The sequence below is a fragment of the Pseudomonas sp. Irchel s3a12 genome (assembly GCF_900187485.1).
Classification (GTDB): domain Bacteria; phylum Pseudomonadota; class Gammaproteobacteria; order Pseudomonadales; family Pseudomonadaceae; genus Aquipseudomonas; species Aquipseudomonas neuropathica.
This window is the reverse complement of record NZ_FYDN01000016.1, coordinates 56,284-77,666: the sequence shown is the minus strand read 5'-3', so window position 1 is coordinate 77,666 and position 21,383 is coordinate 56,284. Positions and strand designations below refer to the sequence as shown.

At 59.2% G+C, this 21,383-nt stretch carries 17 protein-coding genes and 2 pseudogenes; 15 read left to right on the top strand and 4 right to left on the bottom strand.

The genetic code is table 11. The features are described 5' to 3' along the window. Positions 1–32 precede the first annotated feature (32 nt). Entirely contained in the window at positions 33–302 is a 270-nt protein-coding gene (locus tag CKW14_RS24440) for a PepSY domain-containing protein (protein ID WP_093432877.1), read from the bottom strand. A gap of 152 nt (positions 303–454) precedes the next feature. On the opposite strand from CKW14_RS24440, the gene CKW14_RS24435 reads away from it, so the two are divergent. Next, positions 455–1,456: a FecR family protein gene (locus CKW14_RS24435; RefSeq protein ID WP_095126271.1), complete on the top strand. Its 1,002-nt coding sequence runs from the start codon at positions 455–457 to the stop codon at positions 1,454–1,456. A gap of 56 nt (positions 1,457–1,512) precedes the next feature. On the opposite strand, the gene CKW14_RS24430 is transcribed toward CKW14_RS24435, so the two are convergent. Then, positions 1,513–3,858: an acylase gene (locus tag CKW14_RS24430; protein ID WP_095126270.1), complete on the bottom strand. Its 2,346-nt coding sequence runs from the start codon at positions 3,856–3,858 to the stop codon at positions 1,513–1,515. 958 nt (positions 3,859–4,816) lie between these two features. Here CKW14_RS24430 and CKW14_RS24425 point away from each other — a divergent pair. Continuing rightward, complete coding sequence (locus CKW14_RS24425) at positions 4,817–5,194, top strand: fe2+ zn2+ uptake regulation protein (protein ID WP_095126269.1); 378 nt, start codon at positions 4,817–4,819, stop codon at positions 5,192–5,194. Between the two features lie 18 nt (positions 5,195–5,212). Here CKW14_RS24425 and CKW14_RS24420 read toward each other — a convergent pair whose 3' ends face one another. Next, positions 5,213–5,401, bottom strand: coding sequence for a hypothetical protein (locus tag CKW14_RS24420; RefSeq protein WP_038363103.1), 189 nt, complete (start codon positions 5,399–5,401; stop codon positions 5,213–5,215). Positions 5,402–5,559: 158 nt separating this feature from the next. Between CKW14_RS24420 and CKW14_RS30040 the strand changes: the two genes are divergently transcribed. The 6 genes from CKW14_RS30040 to CKW14_RS24395 all read left to right on the top strand — a co-directional run bounded on the left by CKW14_RS30040 (position 5,560) and on the right by CKW14_RS24395 (position 13,008). Continuing rightward, positions 5,560–5,700, top strand: a complete 141-nt coding sequence (locus tag CKW14_RS30040) for a hypothetical protein (protein WP_176471331.1) — start codon at positions 5,560–5,562, stop codon at positions 5,698–5,700. Between the two features lie 274 nt (positions 5,701–5,974). After that, a complete protein-coding gene (locus CKW14_RS24415) occupies positions 5,975–7,222 on the top strand; it encodes an MdfA family multidrug efflux MFS transporter (RefSeq protein WP_095050746.1) in 1,248 nt (415 codons plus the stop codon). A gap of 11 nt (positions 7,223–7,233) precedes the next feature. Further along, complete coding sequence (locus CKW14_RS24410) at positions 7,234–8,364, top strand: acyl-protein synthase (protein WP_095126268.1); 1,131 nt, start codon at positions 7,234–7,236, stop codon at positions 8,362–8,364. Position 8,365: 1 nt separating this feature from the next. Then, on the top strand, positions 8,366–10,762 hold the full coding sequence (locus CKW14_RS24405) for an acyl-CoA reductase (protein WP_095126267.1): 2,397 nt from the start codon (positions 8,366–8,368) through the stop codon (positions 10,760–10,762). Between the two features lie 42 nt (positions 10,763–10,804). After that, the gene (locus CKW14_RS24400) at positions 10,805–12,106 is read left to right on the top strand and encodes a phenylacetate--CoA ligase family protein (RefSeq protein WP_095126266.1); all 1,302 of its coding nucleotides are present in this window, start codon (positions 10,805–10,807) and stop codon (positions 12,104–12,106) included. Beyond that, positions 12,094–13,008 (top strand): GNAT family N-acetyltransferase, encoded by a 915-nt coding sequence (locus tag CKW14_RS24395; RefSeq protein ID WP_095126265.1) that lies wholly within the window; start codon positions 12,094–12,096, stop codon positions 13,006–13,008. Before CKW14_RS24400 ends, CKW14_RS24395 begins: the two co-directional genes overlap by 13 nt. Before the next feature lie 70 nt (positions 13,009–13,078). Here the strand turns inward: CKW14_RS24395 and CKW14_RS24390 are convergent, their stop codons facing one another. Then, the gene (locus CKW14_RS24390) at positions 13,079–13,606 is read right to left on the bottom strand and encodes a hypothetical protein (protein ID WP_007918129.1); all 528 of its coding nucleotides are present in this window, start codon (positions 13,604–13,606) and stop codon (positions 13,079–13,081) included. A 383-nt stretch (positions 13,607–13,989) separates the two neighbouring features. Between CKW14_RS24390 and CKW14_RS30590 the strand changes: the two are divergent. The 7 genes and pseudogenes from CKW14_RS30590 to glgA all read left to right on the top strand — a co-directional run. Next, positions 13,990–15,120: pseudogene (locus CKW14_RS30590) on the top strand (cache domain-containing protein); the annotation flags it as partial. A 333-nt stretch (positions 15,121–15,453) separates the two neighbouring features. Further along, a pseudogene (locus CKW14_RS30585) lies at positions 15,454–15,981 on the top strand (methyl-accepting chemotaxis protein); the annotation flags it as partial. Between the two features lie 237 nt (positions 15,982–16,218). Beyond that, positions 16,219–16,665, top strand: coding sequence for a DUF411 domain-containing protein (locus CKW14_RS24380; protein ID WP_095050740.1), 447 nt, complete (start codon positions 16,219–16,221; stop codon positions 16,663–16,665). After that, the gene (locus CKW14_RS24375) at positions 16,665–17,099 is read left to right on the top strand and encodes a YqaA family protein (RefSeq protein WP_095050760.1); all 435 of its coding nucleotides are present in this window, start codon (positions 16,665–16,667) and stop codon (positions 17,097–17,099) included. Before CKW14_RS24380 ends, CKW14_RS24375 begins: the two co-directional genes overlap by 1 nt. Before the next feature lie 87 nt (positions 17,100–17,186). Next, complete coding sequence (locus CKW14_RS24370; RefSeq protein ID WP_095050739.1) at positions 17,187–18,236, top strand: alpha/beta fold hydrolase; 1,050 nt, start codon at positions 17,187–17,189, stop codon at positions 18,234–18,236. A gap of 13 nt (positions 18,237–18,249) precedes the next feature. Continuing rightward, positions 18,250–19,203: a D-2-hydroxyacid dehydrogenase family protein gene (locus CKW14_RS24365; RefSeq protein ID WP_095050738.1), complete on the top strand. Its 954-nt coding sequence runs from the start codon at positions 18,250–18,252 to the stop codon at positions 19,201–19,203. 583 nt (positions 19,204–19,786) lie between these two features. Then, complete coding sequence (gene glgA, locus CKW14_RS24360) at positions 19,787–21,373, top strand: glycogen synthase GlgA (RefSeq protein WP_095050737.1); 1,587 nt, start codon at positions 19,787–19,789, stop codon at positions 21,371–21,373. Positions 21,374–21,383 lie beyond the last annotated feature (10 nt).

The window sequence follows — 21,383 nt, the reverse complement described above, 5'->3', positions numbered from 1 at the left end:
TTTTAAGAACACACGGAGTATTTACCGCGTGATCAATCCTTCTGATCGCGCAAAATATTGCCCGATGCGCCGTCGATGCGGAACTCGTAAACCACGCCGTCCGCCTTGCGTCCTTCACCTTTCCAGTAGCCGTCGTTGTCGGCTTCGATCTCGTAAACCTCGACGTAACCGGCCTTGGTCTTGACGATCTCAATGGCTTTTTCGATGGTGACCCAGCCAGCGCCCGGCCGATCGGCCAATGCTGCGCCAGCACTGAGCAAACCGGCCGTGGCAATCAACGCTGCGAATGTCTTCTTGATCATTTGTTTTCTCCATTTGTGGATAGTGGTCTTGGTCGTCCTGCTTTTTGGGTGCCTGAGGGAAAAATAAGTTCCACTTTGATGGGTAAATGCCATGACGGTTGTTCTCGGTCACTTCCCGACAAGGTTAGAATGGGCGAAATCAGGACGAGTCAATGACCCAAGACACTCTCTCGGAAGCCGAATACGATGCGATCACCGATGCCGCCGCGCATTGGTGCATGCGGGTGCACGCCGATGACTGCACGGACGCCGAACGTCGTGCATTCAAGCAATGGCACGACGCTCATCCCCTTCATGCATTCGAGTACGAGGCCATGCTGGAAATCTGGGAGGTGGCCGAACATTTGCCGCGCCCTGAATCCGTTCCGGTTATGCCAGCCCGTCAGACTTCGCGCTCGTGGCGTCAACTCGCTGTAGCGGCCGGCGTCTGTGCGCTCGCCCTGCCGCTGGCGGCGTACACCGGCTGGAATCTGGGCTGGCTGCCCAACAGCTATCAGCATTTCGCCGCTACCGATACTGTCCGCCAGGTCACGCTGAGTGACGGTAGCCAACTCGAACTGAACCTGAACACTGATCTGACCTTCAGCAATTACAAGGACGAACGCCGCGTCACCCTGAAAAAAGGTGAAGCGTTCTTTACGGTCAGCCACGACATGGCCCACCCGTTTGTCGTCCGCGCAGGCGAAGGCAGGATTCGCGTCACCGGGACGCGTTTCAATGTCTGGATGTATCAGGACCAAGTGCGTGTGAACCTGATCGAAGGTTCGGTGCTGGTCGCCAGCAATCGCTCATTGCCGGGCGATGGTTTGCGCCTCGGCCCGTCAATGCAGGCGCGCTACAAACAGGGCGATTACATACCCCAGATCAGCCAGACCTACCCTGGTGATACCTCGCTGGCCTGGCGCAACGGCAAATTGGTACTTGATAACCTGGCACTGAGCGAAGCACTGCCTCTGATCAACCGTTATCTGAGCAATCCATTGGAGCTGGCGGATAACAGCACCGGTACGATTCGCGTGGGTGGCATCTACAACATCAAAGAGCTGAACAATCTCGCCAACAGCCTGCCCAAAGTGCTGCCGGTCTACCTGACCCGTAACAAGGAAGGTAACCCGGTGATCAACTCGATACCGCAACAACCGCCAAAAAGCTGAAGGCCGCACCCCTTGCAGGATGCGGCCCTCTGGCTCAACGTAATTGACGCTCGGGCTTACTGAGTGGCGACCTTCCCCACTTTGTCCAGTGTCTGGCGCACAGTCTGCACCTGATACTGCGGGTCAGCCTGAATCTGCTGTTCGGTGAACGGCAGGACACTCCACTGTTTCTTCGAGAACGCCTCGGTCTGATCCCGCGAATACTTCGACGCCGGATCGCTCGACAGCGAGAACGCCAGTAGCCCCTGGGCGTGCGGGCCCTTTTCGTCAAAGGTCACGACTTGCAGGTAGCTGGTGCCACTGACCACTTCGAGTTTGCCGTCTTCACGCGGCACGCTTTGGATAGCGTTGTAGATGCCTAGCGTGCCCGGCCCACCGTGAATTGGCGTCTGTTGCCCGCCGCTGCTGACAACCTGGATATCCCCCCAGCGGGTCTGCGGCTTGAGGCCCATTTTTGTGCTCGACTCGACCGATGCCAACATGGCCTCACGCAGTGCCTTGGCCACGGTTGGCTGCTCGACCGCCAGACCGCGCGGCGTGTGTTGCGCATCTTTGGGATCGAACGCGACACGCCAGACATCCGGCGAAGCCTGCAAGGCCTGCATGATGTTGTGGAAATGCATCAGGCCCATACCCGAATCAAGATTGGCACGGCCATCCCAAGCTTTAAGGCTGGTGCAAACCGGCTTCAGCGCTGGCGCATCGACACCGAGGTCAGAGGCACAGAACTTCAACAGATCCGGCACCACCTGAGTCGCCAGGTACACCTGATCGTCCATCACCATCTGCTGCAGATCCTTCACCGCCAGCGGGCCTTTTTTACTCAGCGTGCTTAAGCGATCCAGAGCAAACCGGGAGCGCAAGCCCAATGGTTGGCTATCCTGACTGATCAGCGGCGAGAAACCGGTCAGCGGTTGCGCCGGGTTGGCCAGCCACGCCGAGTCGTTGGAGTGCTGAACGAAGTCCTTGCGCAGCAGTTGCGGCAATTGGCTGGAAGCATAAATACCCTGCTGCGCCGCTTGCGGATCAATGTCCCATGCGCACGCGCTGTTGGAGCCATCCAGCACGATCATCTGCGTGCCGATACGCGGATCACTGCACTTGGCCAGTTTCTCGGCGTTGACGTTCGGCACCACCGACAGGTTCATGTACAGCGTCTGGCCTTTGTCATCCACGGCCAGGGTGTTGACCCACGGAATGCCCTGAATCTTGTGTACCGAATTTTGCAGTTCCTGAAGCGTGGACGCCTGATTCATCGCGTACCACTGGTTCAGCACGCGATCATTGTCGATATTGGCATCGCGCAGGCTGTAGGCGAACTGATTGTCCCAGTCGAGCTTGCCCGGCCACTGCACGATCGGGCCAAACTGCGAGCTGTAGACATCACGCGAAACCGGCACCACCTGGCCGTCGGCCTGTTTGACCTGCACGGTCACGGTCTGCTTGTTCAGCGGCAAGGATTGGCCATCGAGCATATAGCGTGTGGAATCCTTTGGATCGAGTTGCAGACGATACAAAGTGAAGTGTTTCGACGAATCGACCGTGTGCGTCCACGCCAGATGCTGATTGAAGCCGATATTGATCATCGGCAAGCCTGGCAAGGCAGCGCCCATGACGTCGAGCTTGCCGGGGATGGTCAGATGCATTTGATAGAAGCGCATGCCACCGACCCACGGGAAATGCGGGTTGGCGAGCAACATCCCGCGCCCGTTGAACGAGCGCTCGCTACCCACCGCGACAGCGTTACTGCCACGGTCCAGAGCGAAGCGCTGCTGACGCGCATCGGCCAACTGATAGGCCTGCACATCGTGTTCGATCACCGCGCTCGCCTGCGGCGGCGTAGCCCCAGCCAGCGCCTCGGCGAACTGCCCGACGCCACCCTCGACCAGCAGACGGCGGGTCAGCTTCACCAGATCTTGCGGTGCAATCTCACGCACCCACTCGCCCTGACACTGTGGCGGCAAGCCTTGCTGACGACGCTCGCCCAGATAGCGGTTGTAGCCCGCAGCATAGCCTTCGACCAGATCACGCACCTGCGCAGGTTGCGCCTGCCAGAACGCCTTGACCGCTTCCGGTGTGTTGAGCCAGGTAAAGAACACATCGCTGACACGGTTTTCACGCTGCTCGACGGTGAACTGGTCCGGGCCGAAGTAGCGTGAACGCTGACCATTGACCGTCACGATCTCATTGGCCAGCAGACAGAGGTTGTCCTGCGCATAGGCATACCCGATGCCGAAACCAAGCCCTCGCTCGTCCTGCGCACGAATATGCGGCACACCAAAAGCGGTACGGCGAATATCGGCGCTGACATCCGTGGCCGGGCTGAACGCATAGGCCGAACAACTCAGCCCGAAAGCCACGCCGGCCAAGGTCAGTCCCATTAACTGTCTGGAAATTATCACGCTCGCTCCTGATCGACATGCCAAAGAGCGAACCCGGCGCTGGCACGGATCCGCTCTGGAAACACCCACGCGTCCACGCGCAATGAGCCTGTCCAAGAAACGAAGTCAGAGGAAAAAATTTAGGCTCTCCACGTAATCCCCGAAGCAGAATCAAAAGCCCCTCACCCTAGCCCTCTCCCGGAGGGAGAGGGAACTGACCGAGGTGATTGCCAGAGTTACGCCGACTTGAAATACCGAGCCGAACTCAAATCCAGAAGCAGATCAAAAGCCCCTCACCCTAGCCCTCTCCCGGAGGGAGAGGGAACTGACCGAGGTGATTGCCAGAGTTACGCCGACTTGAAATACCGAGCTGGACTGAAATTCAGACGCAGATCAAAAGCCCCTCACCCTGGCCCTCTCCCGGAGGGAGAAGGAACTGATCTGAGGTGACCAAACCCAACCACACCCCGCCCCTCACCACTCCACAGGATGAGCGTTAGCTCGGCTGCAGCTCTTGATCTTGCCGTGCTGGCCCCTTCGGCAGGCTGAGTGGAGGGATTGATCCGGGTGTGGGAGCGCAGCGACCGTTTGGCGAAGCCAAACACAGCGAGAGGAGGTGCAGCGAAGCAAACCGTAGGCGCTGCGCCCGGATCGATCCCGGAGCGAAGGAACCCCGAGCCCCAGCGAGCGGGCCGAACGCCGGGGCCCAGCCTTTTGCTTACTTTTCGGCGTCTGGAAAAGTGAGTCGCTGTAAGAGCGAAACCGCCAGCCGCAACACCCAAAAAAACGGATATACACCCAAAACCCAAAGAACCTGGTCGGCCCAAAGGCCGCCAAGGCCAACCCGCAATCACAAGGAAAAGACAAATCCCCGACAAAATTTCTACATTTTTTCTTTCATGATTTGTCGTGCTGATACGTCTTGTTCTAGAGAGCGCAAAAAAACCACCCCGATCAGACTCTGAAAAGGAGTAATCGCATGTACAACTCGCAACTACCAACGGACGGTAGCCAGGCACCCAAAGGAGTTACCATGAGCCCTCACGCGAGCGATTTCGGGCAACGCGTCGAGCGTCACGGTAACGAACGCATCCGCTTGCTGCTGAAAAGTTTCGGGCTGCGCACCAGCCTGATTCGTCTGAAAGTCATCGACGCCTTGCTGGTCGCCGCACAAAGCGAGCGGCGCCTCGGCGTGCGCGGTGTCCACAGCCAATTGCTGGACCTGGATATTCCGCTGTCCTTCCTCAGTGTGCGTGAGGTGCTCAAGCGCCTGTGCGCCGAAGGCGTGATCACCTTCAATGAAGATAAGAGCTACAGCCTGCATCCACAGGCCGCAGCTGTCCTCAACCACGATTGAAGCGTGCAGCCATCGCCGTCAAGGCTTGACCTTGCGGCGCATCACGCCGTTGATCACCACCACGATCACCGCCACACCGATGGCGACGAACTGAAACGTCTTCTCCGAAATCATGCCGGCATTTTGCAGCCAAGACAGGCCGAGCATGATGGCCAGGACCGACACGGCGATCAGAATCGAATAAATCAAGCGTTGCTTGTGGGTCATTGCGGCTTCCTGAAACTTTGAAATGTATCCGGTTTGTATCCGTTTGCATGCCATGCACTTACCGTTCTACGGGGATGCGCCGCTGCAATCGGGGTCTCATGTTACAGCCGATGAAGAGTTTTGGCTTCATGACGGCGTAACCATGAGGAATTTTCAAAATGCTGCGTCGAATCACCTGGCTGATTCCCATTCTTGCCCTGCTGACCCTGAGTGGCTGCATCATCTTCCCCCACGGCGGCTGGCATGACGATCACCACCGTTACTACCAGGGTGGCCCTGGTTATTACCAACATCGCTAGAACAGGATTGTTCGCCCTGCCCGCTTGCCAATGAACAGACCGTGGCAGGAAATCAACAAGTCCGATTAACTTCAAACAAAGCCCGCCCCGTTGCGGGCTTTTCTGTTTTTGCCAAATGCTTCTATAAATCGCTCTAACTTGTGCGCTGCGCTAAATCAAATCACTAAATAAGTTGCAAGCATTTGAAATCTAATGTCGCAGCAAAACAATAGGCTGGACGCACATCTGCAACTAATCTCTGGCAACTTCCTTTCACTCACTAACAGGAACGTTTATGCAGAGAACTCTTATACAGATCCGGCCGCAAAAAGCGCTCGGATTTTGTTTGGTGATCAGCGCGTTTGAACTTCTGACGTATATGGCCAGCGACTTGATCATGCCTGCGATGTTAAGCGTTACCACCGAACTTGATGCCGATGTGCGGCATGTACCGAACGCTTTCAATCTTTATCTGCTTGGCGGTGTCTGCCTGCAATGGCTGATTGGGCCGCTGTCCGATCAATGGGGGCGAAGGCGGGTATTGTTGATCGGCTGCGCGTTATTTGCGGTCGCCTGCGCGGGGGCCTACAGCACCGAAAGCATTGAAGCCTTCAATCTACTGCGACTGCTGCAGGGCATGGGCCTGGGTTTCGTTGTGGCGGTCAGTTATCCGGCCCTTCAGGAAGTGTTCTGTGAAGCGGATGCGGTGCGTTTGATGGCTCTGCTCGGCAATATCGCCCTGCTTTCACCCTTGATGGGGCCGCTACTGGGCATTCTGCTGCTGCAATGGTTGTCTTGGCGCGAATTGTTTCTGGGGCTGGGTCTGGCCGCGTCGATGGTCTGGCTGGGGCTTTTTGCCTGGATGCCGGAAACCGTCGGCGTCGCCCGTCGAGACGGACACAAGCAACCGGCCGTGCGTTTCTCCTTGCGCCAGACTTGCAAGCGTTATCGCGCCCTGTTCGGCAATCGCCGATTCCTCGCCGCCAGTTTGGCGCTGGGGCTGATGAGCCTGCCGCTGATCGCCTGGATCGGCCTGGCGCCATTGCTGCTGATCGAGTTGCTCGGGCTGACGCCGCTTGAATATGGCGTCTGGCAAATCCCGATTTTCTCTGCGGTGATTGTCGGCAATCTGATCCTTGACCGGTTGCTGATCACTCACGCCTTGCCGCAACTGATCCGCTTGGCGCTCTGGCCTTTTTGCCTGGGGCTTCTGGCCCTGATCGTCTGCGCACTGGCTGGCGCCGGACTCGGTCCGGTGGTCGCCAGTCTGGCGTTGTACGCAGTCGGATTGGGTATGAGCAATGCCGCGCTGTATCGGTTGGCGCTGTTTGCCAGTGATGACAGCAAAGGTCTGGTATCGGCACTGGTCGGGATGATTTCGATTGCCGTGATGGGCCTCGGCGGCTTGCTGATTGCTGCCATCGGCGGTGGCGCAAGGCTCGAGCTTTTCGCGCTTTGCGCCGCTTTCAGCGGCTTGATGTGTCTCCCTCTGTTGCAGGGTTTGTTGCAACGCACCCCTCCCGACTCCGCCTCTGCTCAGTAAAGGAATATTGAATGCATCACTTCCCCGCCAGCGATGCGCTTTGCGCGTTGCCACACCCCTATTGCCCGGATTCCGTGCCGGTGGGCCTGTTCGATCAGGCCATGACCGAGATCAGTCGGTTTCATTGCCGGCACACCCCCGGCTACGCCCATTGGCTGAACGCCAACGGCCTCGACGAACAGGACCTGGACAGTCTTGATGACTGGGCCCGTCTGCCGCCGATTCTGGCGAACTTCTTCAAACAGCAATTGCTGCTCAGTCCGACCGGAGAGCGCGCCCTAGAACTGACATCGTCCGGCACCAGCGGCCAGAAAAGCCGTATGCGCTATGACCCGCGCAGCCTCGCGGGCGCTCAGTTCATGGTCGAGCGGATCTTCAGTCATTACGGCTGGTACTCACCAGATACGCCTTGCAATTACCTGCTGCTGAGCTACGAACCGCAAGGTGCGATCACCTTGGGAACGTCGTATACCGATCAGTTCCTGTGCCGCTTTGCTCCCGTCAACCGCGTCGCCTACGCGTTACGCAGTAACGGCGACGGCCATCAATTCGATGTGTTCGGCGTCATCACGGCCCTGCAATCGTTCGCCGCAGAAGGCCTGCCCGTGCGCATTTTCGGTTTCCCGGCGTTCCTTTGGCAGACCCTGCAACACATGCAGGCCACCGGCGTGCCTGAGCTGAAACTGCCGGCAGGTTCGCTGGCATTTTTTGGCGGTGGCTGGAAAACCCGAGCCAGCGAGGAAATCCCCAAACAGCAATTGTATGGACGCATCGCCCGGCAACTGGGCATCGAAATCTCGCGGTGCCGCGACGGTTACGGTGCAGTCGAGCACGCCGTGCCGTACATCGAATGTGACCGGCATCATTTTCATGTGCCGGTTTACGCCAAGGCGTACGTGCGCAATGCGCAGGATTTTTCCATCCAGCCCTACGGCCAGCAAGGCTTGCTGGGATTCGTCTCGCCCTACATTTCGTCCAGCCCGGCGCATGCGGTGGTGATGAGCGATCTGGCGACGCTGCACCCGGGCTCAAGTTGCGGCTGTGGCCTCGCCAGCGACTGGTTCGAACTGCATGGCCGTGCGGGCACCACCGCCGGCAGGAGTTGCGCGATGGCCGCCTCCGAATTATTGGGGAGGCACTGACATGTACCTGCTCAACGGAGAGCTTTTCGCTGAAATTGACCTCGACAACGCACTGGCGCAACTGCATCAGACCTTGCCGCACCACCTCAGCACACCGCTGGATAGCGCCGTCGTTCTGACCGCCGCGGGCAACTTTGCGCGGCATCTGCACAGCGCCGAACTGCCGCTGGATGACGAACAACGCCTGGCGCTGATTGATTTCTGTCAGCCTCACGCCCTGCAAACCAAACTTGAACGCGAACTGGGTGATCAGGCCGATTCACTGCGGCGTGTTGATTATCAGCAATCGCGCTTTGAGCGCTGGAGCCCCTTGGGCCTGGTGGTTCACATCACCCCGGCCAACGCGCCGCTGCTGGCCTGCTGCGCCATGCTCGAAAGCCTGTTGGCCGGTAACCTCAACTGGCTACGCCCCAGCCGCAGCGACCAAGGCCTGACCGCGCGCCTGCTGCACGCATTGGTGCAATGCGACCCCAGCGCTCAACTCCGCCACTACGTCGCGGTGTTACCCGTAGCCACGGAGCAGATCGGCCGCTTGTGCAAAATGGCCAATGGCGTATCGGCGTGGGGAGGCGAAACCGCGCTGCAAGCCATCCGCCAACAGTTGCCACCCGGATGCCGCTGGATCGACTGGGGGCACCGCATCAGTTTCGCCTACCTGACGCCAGACGCGGCCTCGCCGCCAGCACTGGACGCAATTGTCGATGAAGTCTGCCGACTGGACCAACAAGCTTGCTCCAGCCCGCAATGGTTGCTGGTCGACAGCGACGATCCCGCCGTTGTGCAAGGCATCGGCAGCGCACTGGCCGAGGCATTCGAGCGTCGCGTCGGGCAATGGCCGGCGCTGACTCCGACGGTTCAGGAAGCCAGCGAGATCACCAGCCATACCCTGATGGCGCGTCTGGGCCAAAGCTTTTCCGGCAGCACCGGGCAGGTCTGGAGCGCGACGGGCTGGCGGCTGATCTGGAGCCATGATCGGTTGCTTGCGCCTTCGCCGCTGTTTCGCACATTGCTGCTCAAACCACTGCCACGGGCGCGACTGACGCAAACGCTGCTGCCTTGGCGCAACGTGTTACAGAGTTGCGCGCTGGTCTGCGGTGAGGCGCAGATCAATGAACTCGCACGCACATTGATTGCAGCGGGCGTCAGCCGAATTACGCCGATCAATGCGATCCATGACGGCTACGACGGCGAGCCCCACGACGGCGTTTACGCACTGCAACGCCTGAGCCGCCGCGTGTCGGTCAGCCTCGCGCCAACGCAGTTGCCCACCCATATGAACCTCGACCAGCCACCTTGCGCACTCACACTGACAGGTCTGCCGATCACCGACAAAGCAGCGTTTATCGGGCAACCGACGACAGCGGCGGCGCAGCTGTTTTTCCGCTCCGGCGGCAGCAGCGGCACACCGGCGCTGTCGGGCTTCAGTTACCGCGATTTTCAACGGCAAATGCGCGCGACGGCCGATGGGTTGTTCGCGGCGGGCCTTGATCCGCGCCGCGACAAGGTGATGAACCTGTTCTTCAGTGGCGGCTTGTACGGCGGCTTCTTCAGTTTTGCCAAAGTCCTGGAATTGCTGGGTGCGACGCACCTGCCCATGGGCGCGCCGGCCGACGATGATTACCGCGATATTGCGCAAGTGATCATCGAGCAGCGCGTGACCGTGCTGATCGGCATGCCCAGCACCCTGCATCGATTGTTCCTCAACGAGGGGCCGCGTCTGAGTCGTTATGGGGTGATTGAAAAGGTTTTCCTCGGCGGAGAGCACATCAGCGATCAGTGCCGCGAATTACTGCATCGCTGCGGCGTCGCCAGCATCCGTTCGGCGGTGTACGGCAGTGTCGATGCGGGGCCATTCGGGCATGCCTGCGCCGCCACCGGCGACGGCGTGTTTCATCTGATGGACGCTATCCAGCAGCTGGAAATCGTCGCACTGGAGCAGGACAAGCCGGTCATTGGCGATGAAATCGGCCGTTTGCTGTTCACCTCCAAAGCACGTGAAGGGCAACAGGTGCAGCGCTATGAAGTCGGCGACACCGGCCGCTGGCTGCACGGCGACTGCCCGTGCGGGCTGAATTCGCCGCGTTTCGAATTGCTGCAACGACACGGCCGGCTGCTGCGCATCGGCAGCGATTTCATCTGTCTGAACGAACTCGCCCGGCACTTGCAGGCGCCGTTTCAGTTACACCTCGATCACGCCCCCGATGGCCTCGAGCGCCTGCTGATTCACAGCCCTGGCGAACCCGCAGACATTCTCTGCCGACTCGAGGGCTACGCGACGCTGGCGACACTCGTGCGCACCGGGCTTCTCACCGTGCAGGCGCAAACCTGTGAGCCGCAACATTTCGACAGAAACAAACACAGCGGAAAGATACCGCCAGTAATCGATTCGCGCCGTTAACAGCGATCGTCAGCCATGGCCAAAATAATTAACGAGAGCACCATGAATACAACAACAGAACTTGGCAAGTTGTTCGCTTTTGCCCGCGAACATTCAGCGTATTACGCCAGACATTTGCAAAACGTTGCGCCGCAGACAAACACCCTGGATGAACTTCCGGTAATTGATCCACAACAATACTGGGCAAGTAGCGAAAACCTGGAACAATGGCCGGTACTGACCTCAACGGTCGAACGCGCCCTGGTATTCAAGACCGGTGGAACAACCAGCGCCGGTAAACTTTCAGTATTTACCCGCGAAGAATGGCAGACACTTGTGCGGGACTTCGGCAGCCATCTCGCCGGTCAACTCAATCCCGGCGACCGGGTGGCGAACCTGTTTTTCGTCGGCGACCTGTACGCCAGTTTCATTTTTATCCACGACGCCCTGGCGCACGAACCGGCGGGTGTTACCGAATACCCGTTTACCGGCGACGTCGACCCTGCGGTGCTGGCCGACTCGATCCGCCAACACCGGATCAATGTGCTGGCCGGCGTACCCGCACAATTGCTGACATTCGCCGGCGTGCTGGAGCGTCAGGCGCGAACCCTGGGCGAAGTCGAGACAATCCTTTACGGCGGAGAAAGCCTGTTCACCGGACAATTGCAGGCGTTGCACCGGGTGTTTCCCAACGCGCGGATTGCCTCGATCGGTTACGCCAGTGTCGACGCCGGTTTCATCGGTGCCGCAAGCCGCGATTGCGCACTCGGCGAGCATCGGATGCTGGCCAGCCACAGCGTGCTGGAAATCGTCGATGAACACACCGGTGAAGTGATCGAAGAATGCGACCGAACCGGGCGACTGCTGATCACCAACCTCACCCGCCGACTGATGCCGCTGATCCGCTACCCCGTGGGTGATCTCGCTTGCTGGCGAGAGCCGGCTACCGCGTCGATGCGCAAGTTCGCCTTGATGGGCCGCAGCGCCAGCAGTCAGCGGGTGCGCGTGAGCAGCCTGACTCTGTTGATCGAAGACATTGCCGCAATCGTCGCACGCATCACCGCCAGCGACGACTGGCAACTGGTCATCAGCCAATCGGCCAACGTCGATATCGTATGCCTGAAATGGCTACCCGACACGCTGACGGCCGAGACCGCTGACGCCAACACGACCTTGCAGCGTGCACTGATCGAGCAATACCCGCTGATCATGCAACTCTGCGCTGAGCGCTTGATCGAGTTGCAGATTACCCATTGCACACCCGATGAACTCGCTCGCCATCCGCGTTCCGGCAAGCGCCAACGCGTCGTCGATCTGCGTGTCTACGCCACGCCCGGACCGGAGCAACGTCCATGGACAACTTGACGCTGCGCAGTTATCGCCGATCCGACGCCAGGGCGATCAGCCATCTGTTTCGGGAAATCTATGGCGACCACTACGTGCAGCCGCACGTGTATTTGCCGTTGATGATCAATCAGAACCATGGCGAGGGTCGCTGGCATTCGCTGGTGGCGGAATCCGGGAAAAAAATCCTCGGCCACGCCACGTTGTGCAGAAACGCGGGATCGCCTACGGCGGAACTGGCGTTGAGCGTGGTCCATCCGTCAACACGCGGGCAGAACATCGCGACGCAGTTGGGCATGCGGCTGTTGATCCATGCCCAGGCACTTGGTTGCCACGGCGTGACCATCAAACAGGTGACGCAGCATCTCTACACCCAACGCATGGCTGACCGACTCGGTTTTTGCAGCACCGGGTTGTTGCTTGACTACGTACCCTCACCGTTTGGCGAGCCACTGCCGGAGTCCATCGTCATCGGCTACACCCTTGTGGAAGGCTATCGCCGCCCGCTCCCGGCATTGTCCTGGCCGCAAAGCTGTCACGATTTCATGGCGCATTTGTGCGGCGTATACGGAACACACGACAAAGAAGCGCGTTGGGTGGGAGAGCCGATGCAGGTTGAACAATGCTCAGGACGTTATGACGTGGTGCTGAAAAAACTCGACGCCGGCTTGCTTCAACAGCTACGACGACTGCCCGAACACTGGATGATCTCGATCAGGCTAAGGCTGGCAACAGGCTTCGCCAATGCCGTGGATAGCCTGTCGGCAATGGGCTTCGTCTTCACCGGGATTGCCCCGAATGAACGGGGCGCTGGATGGTTGGCTTTGTTTCATCGAGGCTATCGCGCGCGATCGCTGGAGCTGCGCTGCCCACACCTGCAACGACTGCATGATCAGGCTCAACAACGCGTCGCAGCACGCTGAAGCGAGGCGTTGCCGGGTTCTTGCACATCAACCAGCCCGTTCAAGCGTTGAGCGGGCTAAACGGTCAGCCTCAAGCTTTAGCTTTGACACCTTCATCGACCGGTTTCGCGGCGTTGCCTTCACCGTAGGTCTTGAGGTTCTGCAGGACATAGATCGCTTTCTTGAACTCGGGAATCAGACTCTGGCCGTAAGCGTTGCCATTGAGGCCATTATTCTGAATGGCGTCGAGCTGGGTCGCGAAATACTCCAGGGCGTTGAATTTGGCATCGATATCTTTGGTCACGCCAAAACGGTCGAACTTGTCACCGGCGTTCTTCAAGGTAAACGACGTGATCTCGGAGATCAGGCCGCGGCTGCGCAGCATCTCGCTCAGATTTCCCAATTGCTTTACCGAAACATTCGCAGGATCAAAGCCCTTGATGGCCTTGCGCATGCCCTGCTTGTCCATTTCAGCGGTATTCAGCGCGGTGGGATTGGTACCGACCTTGGTCAGCATCTGCTGCACTTTGATGCTCTGGGCCACTTGTTTTTTCGCGCCGGTGTTACGAACCATAACGCCTGCCTTGCTCTCCCAGCCGCCGACAATACCGATCGTCATGAAAAGACTCCCTGTGAAATGAACATAAAAAGTATCCGTATTGAACGGCAATAATGGACGCGAGTATCGGCGGGCGAATTGATGGCACCAACCTATTTATGCACATTTTTACAATTCTTGTACATTCTCGATACAAAAGCCAATTAGCCCGTAACGACTGCCCCGAAGCTGTCATGGCAATGCAATGAAATTTGCTTTTTCGAGCGCTAATAGGCACTGATCAGCCGCTATGTATCAGCCATGGTACTGACCAGTCATCGGCACGCGCATTTTTTAGGACGCGAGTACCTAAAGCTTCCAGGCACCACGACGATACGCTGTAGATACCCGCACTGTTCTATCCCCGCCCCCTAATAAGAAACGCTGCTCAAGGACCGGTCTCCATGCCCGCATTCCGCACTATTCAGGCTCGCTACACGCTGTTTCTGGTTCTGTTCATCCTGCTGTTGTCGGTGTTGACCGTGGTCGGCATCAGCCAACTGGTCGCCCCCAAGTTGCGTCACACCGAAGAACAGGTGGTACTCAACCGCATCGCCGAAGTCGCCGAGCAGATTCAGGGCGAGTTGAACAAAGTGCAGGCGCAACAGCGCAGCATCACCCAGACCATCCCGCTGCTCGACAGCACCGCCATCGACGCGGTGCTGCCAGGTCTGGTCGATCAATACGGCGAGCTCAAAGTATTCGGCGGCGGGATCTGGCCTCTGCCGGGGCAACGTGAAGCCGGGCGCAACAAATTCAGTACGTTCTGGCACCGCGATGCCTCGGGCAAACTCGCCGTCAACACGTTCTGGAACAGCGACGCGGCGCCCAACTATTACGACCAGAGCTGGTACAAAGGCGGCATGGCCACACCACGCGGTCAATGCGCCTGGGCGGCGGCGTATAAAGACGACGCCAGCGCCGAGCCGCGCACCAACTGCGCCATGGCCATCCAGAAAAACGGCAACGCGTGGGGCGTGTCGACGATTGACGTCACCCTCGGCTTCTTCAACGATCTGGTGGCGCGCAAGGAAAAAGACCTCAACGCCGAGATGCTGATCGTTGAAGCCGACGGCAAGATCATCAGTAACAGCTCGCGCATCAGTGGCCCGATCGTGCTGAAGAACATCAGCGAACTGGCCGGCACGTCGACTTTCGCCAGCCAAGTCAAAGCCGGGCTGCAAAGCCGCGATCAGGCGCAGCGCATCGAGTTCGATAACAACGGCGAAGCCAGCACGTTCTTCATGCGGCCGATTGAAGGCACGCCGTGGTTCCTCGCCACGGCGCTGCCGACGAAAATGCTCACCGCCCAGCGTGATGACGTCCTCAGCACCTTGAGCCTGTTGCAGATTCCACTGGTGATCCTGCTGGTGCTGTTGCAGGTCTACGCGATTCGTCAGTTGGTGCAACGCATGAAAGCCTTGAAAGCCAACATCGATTTGCTGTCCAGCGGCGATGCTGACCTGACCCGGCGCATCACCATTCGCGCCGAAGATGAACTTGGCGCCATCGGTCACTCGGTGAACACCTTTATTGCCTACCTGCAAAACATGATCGGTGAAGTCACCCAGGCTACCGGCGCCATGGCCTCCAGCCTGGATAACCTGCAACGCACCTCGGCACACACCAGCCAGATTCTGTTGCGTCATGCTTCGGAAACTGATCAGACCGTTACCGCCATCACCGAAATGAGTTCGACGGCAGAAAGCGTTGCGCAGAACGCCGCCGAAACCGCCGCGTTTACCCAGCGCGCCAATGAAAACGCCGACCGTTCGCGGGTGGTGGTGGGCGAAGCGACCAACAGCGTGGTCGCGTTGATCGATGAAGTGGCCAGTGCGACACACAAAGTTGAAAACATGCAGCAGGACGCCCAGCGCATCACCGAAATTCTCGGGGTGATCGGCGCGATTGCCGGGCAGACCAACCTGTTGGCGCTCAACGCGGCCATCGAAGCGGCACGCGCCGGTGAACAGGGCCGTGGTTTTGCCGTGGTTGCCGATGAAGTGCGTGCCCTCGCCGCGCGCACCCAGGCCAGCACCTCGGAAATCAACGAGATGTTGACGCGTCTGACTCAGGGCGTGAGCTCGTCGGTCAGCGCCATGGAAAACACCCAGGCCAGTTGTCAGTCCGCCGCCGACGCGACCGCACGGGTCAACTCCGGTCTGGATGAAATGGCCGGTTCGGTCAGCCACATCAACAGCCTCAGCACCCAGATCGCCACCGCCGCCGAGCAGCAAAGCGCCGTGACCGAAGAAATCAACCGCAGCATGGTGCAGATCCGCCACATGGTCGATGAGCTGGTGCAGAGTGGCAAAGCCAGCGAACTCAACACTCACCAGTTGCTTGAAGCCAACAGCCGGGTGAGTGCGATCATGGGGCGTTTCAAAGTGCGCTGATCGAAGCTCCCATAAGGGTTCTCTGCCCAACAGATAACCCTTGTGGGAGCGAGCCTGCTCGCGAAAGCGATCTCTCAGTCCCCGCTTCAGTGTTTGAACTACCGCATTCGCGAGCAGGCTCGCTCCCACAGGTTGGTGCTGCGTTTTGCAACAACTGGAAACATTGCGTTGATGCCCGGCGGCAAAAACCGGTCAAAATGCGTGCTTTCCGATTGTCACCCGAGCCGAGAATCCGTTATGCGAACCCACCTGCGTCTGCTCGCCCTGAGCGCCCTGTTCATCTCCGCAATGGCCCAGGCCGCCGACCTGATACCGATCGAAGTCCACCGCGACGCCAATTGCGGCTGCTGCAAAAAATGGATCAGCCACCTCGAAGCCAATGGCTTCAAAGTCGAAGATCACGTCGAAAACGACATGAGCAGCTTCAAGCAGCAACATGGCGTACCGCCGCGTCTGGCCTCGTGCCACACCGCGATCATCAACGGCAAATTCGTCGAAGGCCATGTGCCCGCGGAACAGGTTCTGGCCCTGAGCAAGCGTGACGATCTGCTCGGCGTCGCCGCACCGGGCATGCCAATGGGCTCGCCGGGCATGGAAATGGACGGCATGAGTGATGCTTATCAGATTATCGGCCTGAAGAAAGACGGGGCTGACGTGGTCGTGGCGGATTACCCGGCCCATTGATCATCGCGGCGTACGGCGGCCTGTTTCTCGCCGCTTTCGGCGCGGCGACCTTGTTGCCGCTGCAATCCGAGGCGTTACTGGTCGGCCTGATCGTCAGCGAGCGTTACTGGCTGTGGGGGCTGCTGGCGGTGGCGACACTGGGCAATGTACTCGGCTCGCTGGTCAACTGGTGGCTGGGGCGCGGGATCGAGCGCTTTCAGGATCGGCGGTGGTTTCCGGTCAGCCCCGCGCACATGGCCAAAGCGCGCAAACACTATGAGCGCTACGGTCACTGGTCGTTGCTGCTGAGCTGGTTGCCGATCATTGGCGACCCCCTGACACTGATTGCCGGTGTCATGCGCGAACCACTCGGGCGCTTTCTGTTGATCGTCACCCTGGCCAAAGGTGCACGTTACGGCGTGCTGGCCCTGCTGACGCTGGGGTGGCTGGGTTGAACGTTCGGGCGCGGGCATTGCCTGTGTTTAACGTCGGCGTAATCCGCTCGTTCCAGCATCGGCCGATTTCAAACGGAGTTTGACCTTATGTCTGTCATGTTTTCCCGTTGGCTTCCCTCCCTGCTCCTCTGCGCCGCCCTGCCCCTGTCGGCGCAGGCTGCGACGTCAAGCGAAGCGACGCCGGAAGGCCCGGCCTATGGCCCGGAACTGCAAGGCTTCGATTATCCCTACACCCTTAAACACTTTGCCTTTCAGTCACAGGGCGAATCCCTGCAGATGGGTTACATGGACGTCGCCGCTCACGGCAAGGCCAACGGCCGCACTGTGGTGCTGATGCACGGCAAGAACTTTTGCGCAGCCACCTGGGACAGTTCGATCAAGGCCTTGAGCGAGGCCGGTTACCGGGTGGTCGCACCGGACCAGATCGGCTTTTGCACCTCCAGCAAACCCGACAACTATCAATACAGCTTTCAGCAACTGGCGACCAACACTCAGCAGTTGCTCAAAGCGCTGGGCATTCAAAAAGCCACGCTGCTCGGTCATTCCACCGGCGGCATGCTCGCCACGCGTTATGCCTTGCTGTTCCCCGAGCAGGTCGAGCAACTGGCGCTGGTCAACCCGATCGGACTGGAAGACTGGAAAGCCCTCGGCGTGCCCTATCGCACCGTGGATCAGTGGTATCAGCGTGAGCTGAAAGTCACTGCCCAAGGCATCCGTGATTACGAACGCACCACTTACTACGACGGCCGCTGGAAACCGGAATTCGACCGTTGGGTAGACATGCTCGCCGGCCTGAGCAAAGGCCCGGGCAAGACTCAGGTCGCGTGGAACTCAGCGCTGATCTACGACATGATTTTCACCCAGCCGGTGTATTACGAGTTCAAGGACCTGAAGATGCCGACCCTGCTGCTGATCGGCACCTCCGACACCACGGCCATCGGCAAAGACCTCGCGCCGCCTGAGGTGAAAGCGAAAATCGGCCATTACGACGTACTCGGCAAACAAGTGGCCAAGCTGATCCCGCAGTCGACGCTGGTGGAGTTTCCCGGCATGGGCCACGCGCCACAAATGGAAGAACCGGCACAGTTCCACAAGGCCTTGCTCGGCTGGCTGAATACAACCAATCCCGTTCGTTGATGAGGTAAGGCTGATGGCGGTGCAGATTGCAGTAATCGATGACTGGCAGGACGTGGCCCGCGACGTGGTCGACTGGTCGGTGCTCGATAGCCTCGGTGAGGTGACGTTCGAGCACGATTACCCGGCGGACAATGCCACACTGGCCGAGCGACTGGGCCGCTATCAGGTGATCTGCGTGATGCGCGAGCGCACGCGCTTCGATGAGGATTTGCTCAAGCGTTTGCCTCATCTGAAGTTGCTGGTCACCGGCGGCATGCGCAACGCAGCGCTGGATATGCAAGCGGCCGCCAGGCTGGGGATCAAGGTTTGCGGCACCGACAGTTACAAGCATGCCGCGCCGGAATTGACCTGGGCGCTGATCATGGCGGCCACGCGCAATCTGGTGAACGAAGCCAATGCCCTGCGCGACGGTCACTGGCAGCAAGGGCTGGGCGGCGATCTGCATGGCAAGACCCTCGGGATTTTGGGTCTTGGCAGCATCGGCCAGCGCGTCGCGCAGTTTGGCCAGGTGTTCGGCATGCGGGTGATTGCCTGGAGCGAAAACCTCACCGCCGAACGCGCTGAACAGGCTGGCGTGACGTACGTGAGCAAACAGGCATTGTTCGAACAGTCCGATGTGTTATCGGTGCATCTGGTGCTCAGCGAGCGCAGTCGCGGGCTGGTCGATGCGCAGGCACTGGGCTGGATGAAGCCGACGGCCCTGCTGGTCAACACCGCCCGCGGGCCGATTGTCGATGAGGCGGCGCTGATCAAGGCGTTGCAGAAACAGCAGATCGCCGGGGCGGCGCTGGACGTGTTCGAACAGGAACCGCTGCCCGCGATGCACCCGTTTCGAACGCTGGACAATGTACTGGCGACGCCGCATGTCGGGTATGTCAGCCGGCAGAACTATGAGCAGTTCTTTTCGCAGATGATCGAGGATATTCAGGCTTGGGTGGCTGGTCATCCAATCCGTGCGTTAAATTAACCCCCACTGTAGGAGCTGCCGAAGGCTGCGATCTTTTGATCTTCGCTTTTAAATGCAAAATCAAAAGATCGCAGCCTTCGGCAGCTCCTACAGGTGTTGTCTGTGGTCAGCCGATCAACTAACTGCCCGCACCACAACAGTGCAACCGCACTTTCCGCTAGCACAGAATCGTGACCGATCAGTCACCGTTTTAGCCCTCCCTCGCAGAAAAACCTGCACTTCGTCGGTGCGTTCCCCCCTCAAAAGCACGGTGGGCGTGGCCTGCCAACCGATTGTCGAACAATTTACCCATTTGCTCCGCCCCGCTCTAGGATCTGGCCTAGACTGACTTTCGCGGGGTAAAACCGACCGGTCACATCGCGGAAAAAAAGTCGAAACTTTTGCGCGCGGCGGCTGGTCATCTGAAAGACAGGGCCATAGCGACTGGTGCAATCCTTGCAACGGCCCGTTCACCCATTCTGCTTGCGCGTGTTGGGTAGCGTTTGCTCACCGATGCGTGGCGCGTTTGCGCCCGGCCACAGGACTTGGCCATGGACATCGCTTGTTCAAGACAAGAATCAGATCAACGAGACGGGAGATTCATATGATCAGTGCGGCATTGGAAATTCAGGGAGAGCGTGCTCAGCAGGCGGTTGGTGAATCGAGCACCATCAGTGTTCCTGGCAGCCGACAGATCAACATCCCCGGCACAAAAACGCTGACTCCGGTAGCGAGCCAGAATCCCAACAAGAAAAAAGTGTTGTTCGTCACCTCGGAAATCGCCGATCTGGTCAAGACCGGTGGTCTGGGTGACGTCTCCGCTGCACTGCCCCGGGCCATGGCCCATCTGCACGACGTGCGCGTGTTGATCCCCGGTTACCCGCAGGTGATGCACAGCGAAAACCCGATCCATATCATCGGCGAACTGGGTGGCCACGCAGCGCTGCCACCATGCAAGATCGGGCGCATGGACATGCCGGACGGTCTGGTCATCTACGTACTGATCTGCCCCGAACTCTACGAGCGCGAAGGTTCGCCCTACGGCGCCAACAACGGCCGCGACTGGCCGGATAACCACATTCGTTTCGCCCGCCTCGGTCTGGCCGCCGCCGACATCGCCGCCAACCTCGCGCAAATTCACTGGTGCCCGGATCTGGTGCACGCCCATGACTGGCCGGCCGGTCTCGCGCCTGCCTATATGCACTGGCGCGGGCAGCGTACGCCCACCCTGTTCACCATTCACAACCTCGCCTATCAAGGCGTGACCAGCCTCGGCTCCTGCCCGGAGCTGGGGATTCCAGCCCATGCCCTGCAACAGGAAGGCATGGAGTTCTACGGCAAAATGTCGTTCCTCAAGGCCGGCATGGCGTATTCAAGCCATATCACCACGGTCAGCGCCACTTATGCGCAGGAAATCACCACCCCGGATTTCGGCTGTGGCCTCGACGGCTTTCTCGCCGCCAAGACCCAGCAAGGTTTGCTCAGCGGCATCCCCAACGGCATCGATGAGAGCTGGGACGCTGCGACCGATCCGCACCTGTTTGCACCGTTTGCAATTGGCGACTGGGAAGGCAAAGCGATCAACGCCGCGCACGTGCGTGAGCTGTTCGGCCTCAACGATTCCACCGGACCGCTGTTCGCTGTGGTGTCGCGACTGGTCTACCAGAAAGGTCTGGACCTGACGATAGCGGTATCCGAATACATCGTGCAGAACGGAGGCCAGATCGCAATCATCGGTCGCGGCGAACCGGAAGAAGAACAAGCCATGCGAGAACTGGCGCTGCGCTTTCCTGGGCAGATCGGTGTGCGCATCGGCTTCAATGAAACCGACGCCCGGCGCATGTTCGCCGGCAGCGATTTCCTGCTGATGCCTTCGCGTTACGAGCCTTGCGGTTTGAGTCAGATGTACGCCCAGCGCTTCGGCTCGCTGCCGGTGGCGCGCAATACCGGCGGTCTGGCCGACACCATTGAAAACGGCGTCACCGGTTTCCTCTTCGATGAGTCCACCGCTGAAAGCTATCAAGAGGCCCTGAGCCGCGCGTTCAAGGTATTCGCCTTCCCCGAACTGCTCAACGCCATGCGTTGCCGCGCAATGGCTGCGCCGTTCAACTGGTGCAAAGCGGTTGAACCGTACGCCGAACTCTACGAACAACTGGTCGCCAAGGCGCTGGGTAAAGCTCACCACAAATAACCAGGGAGGT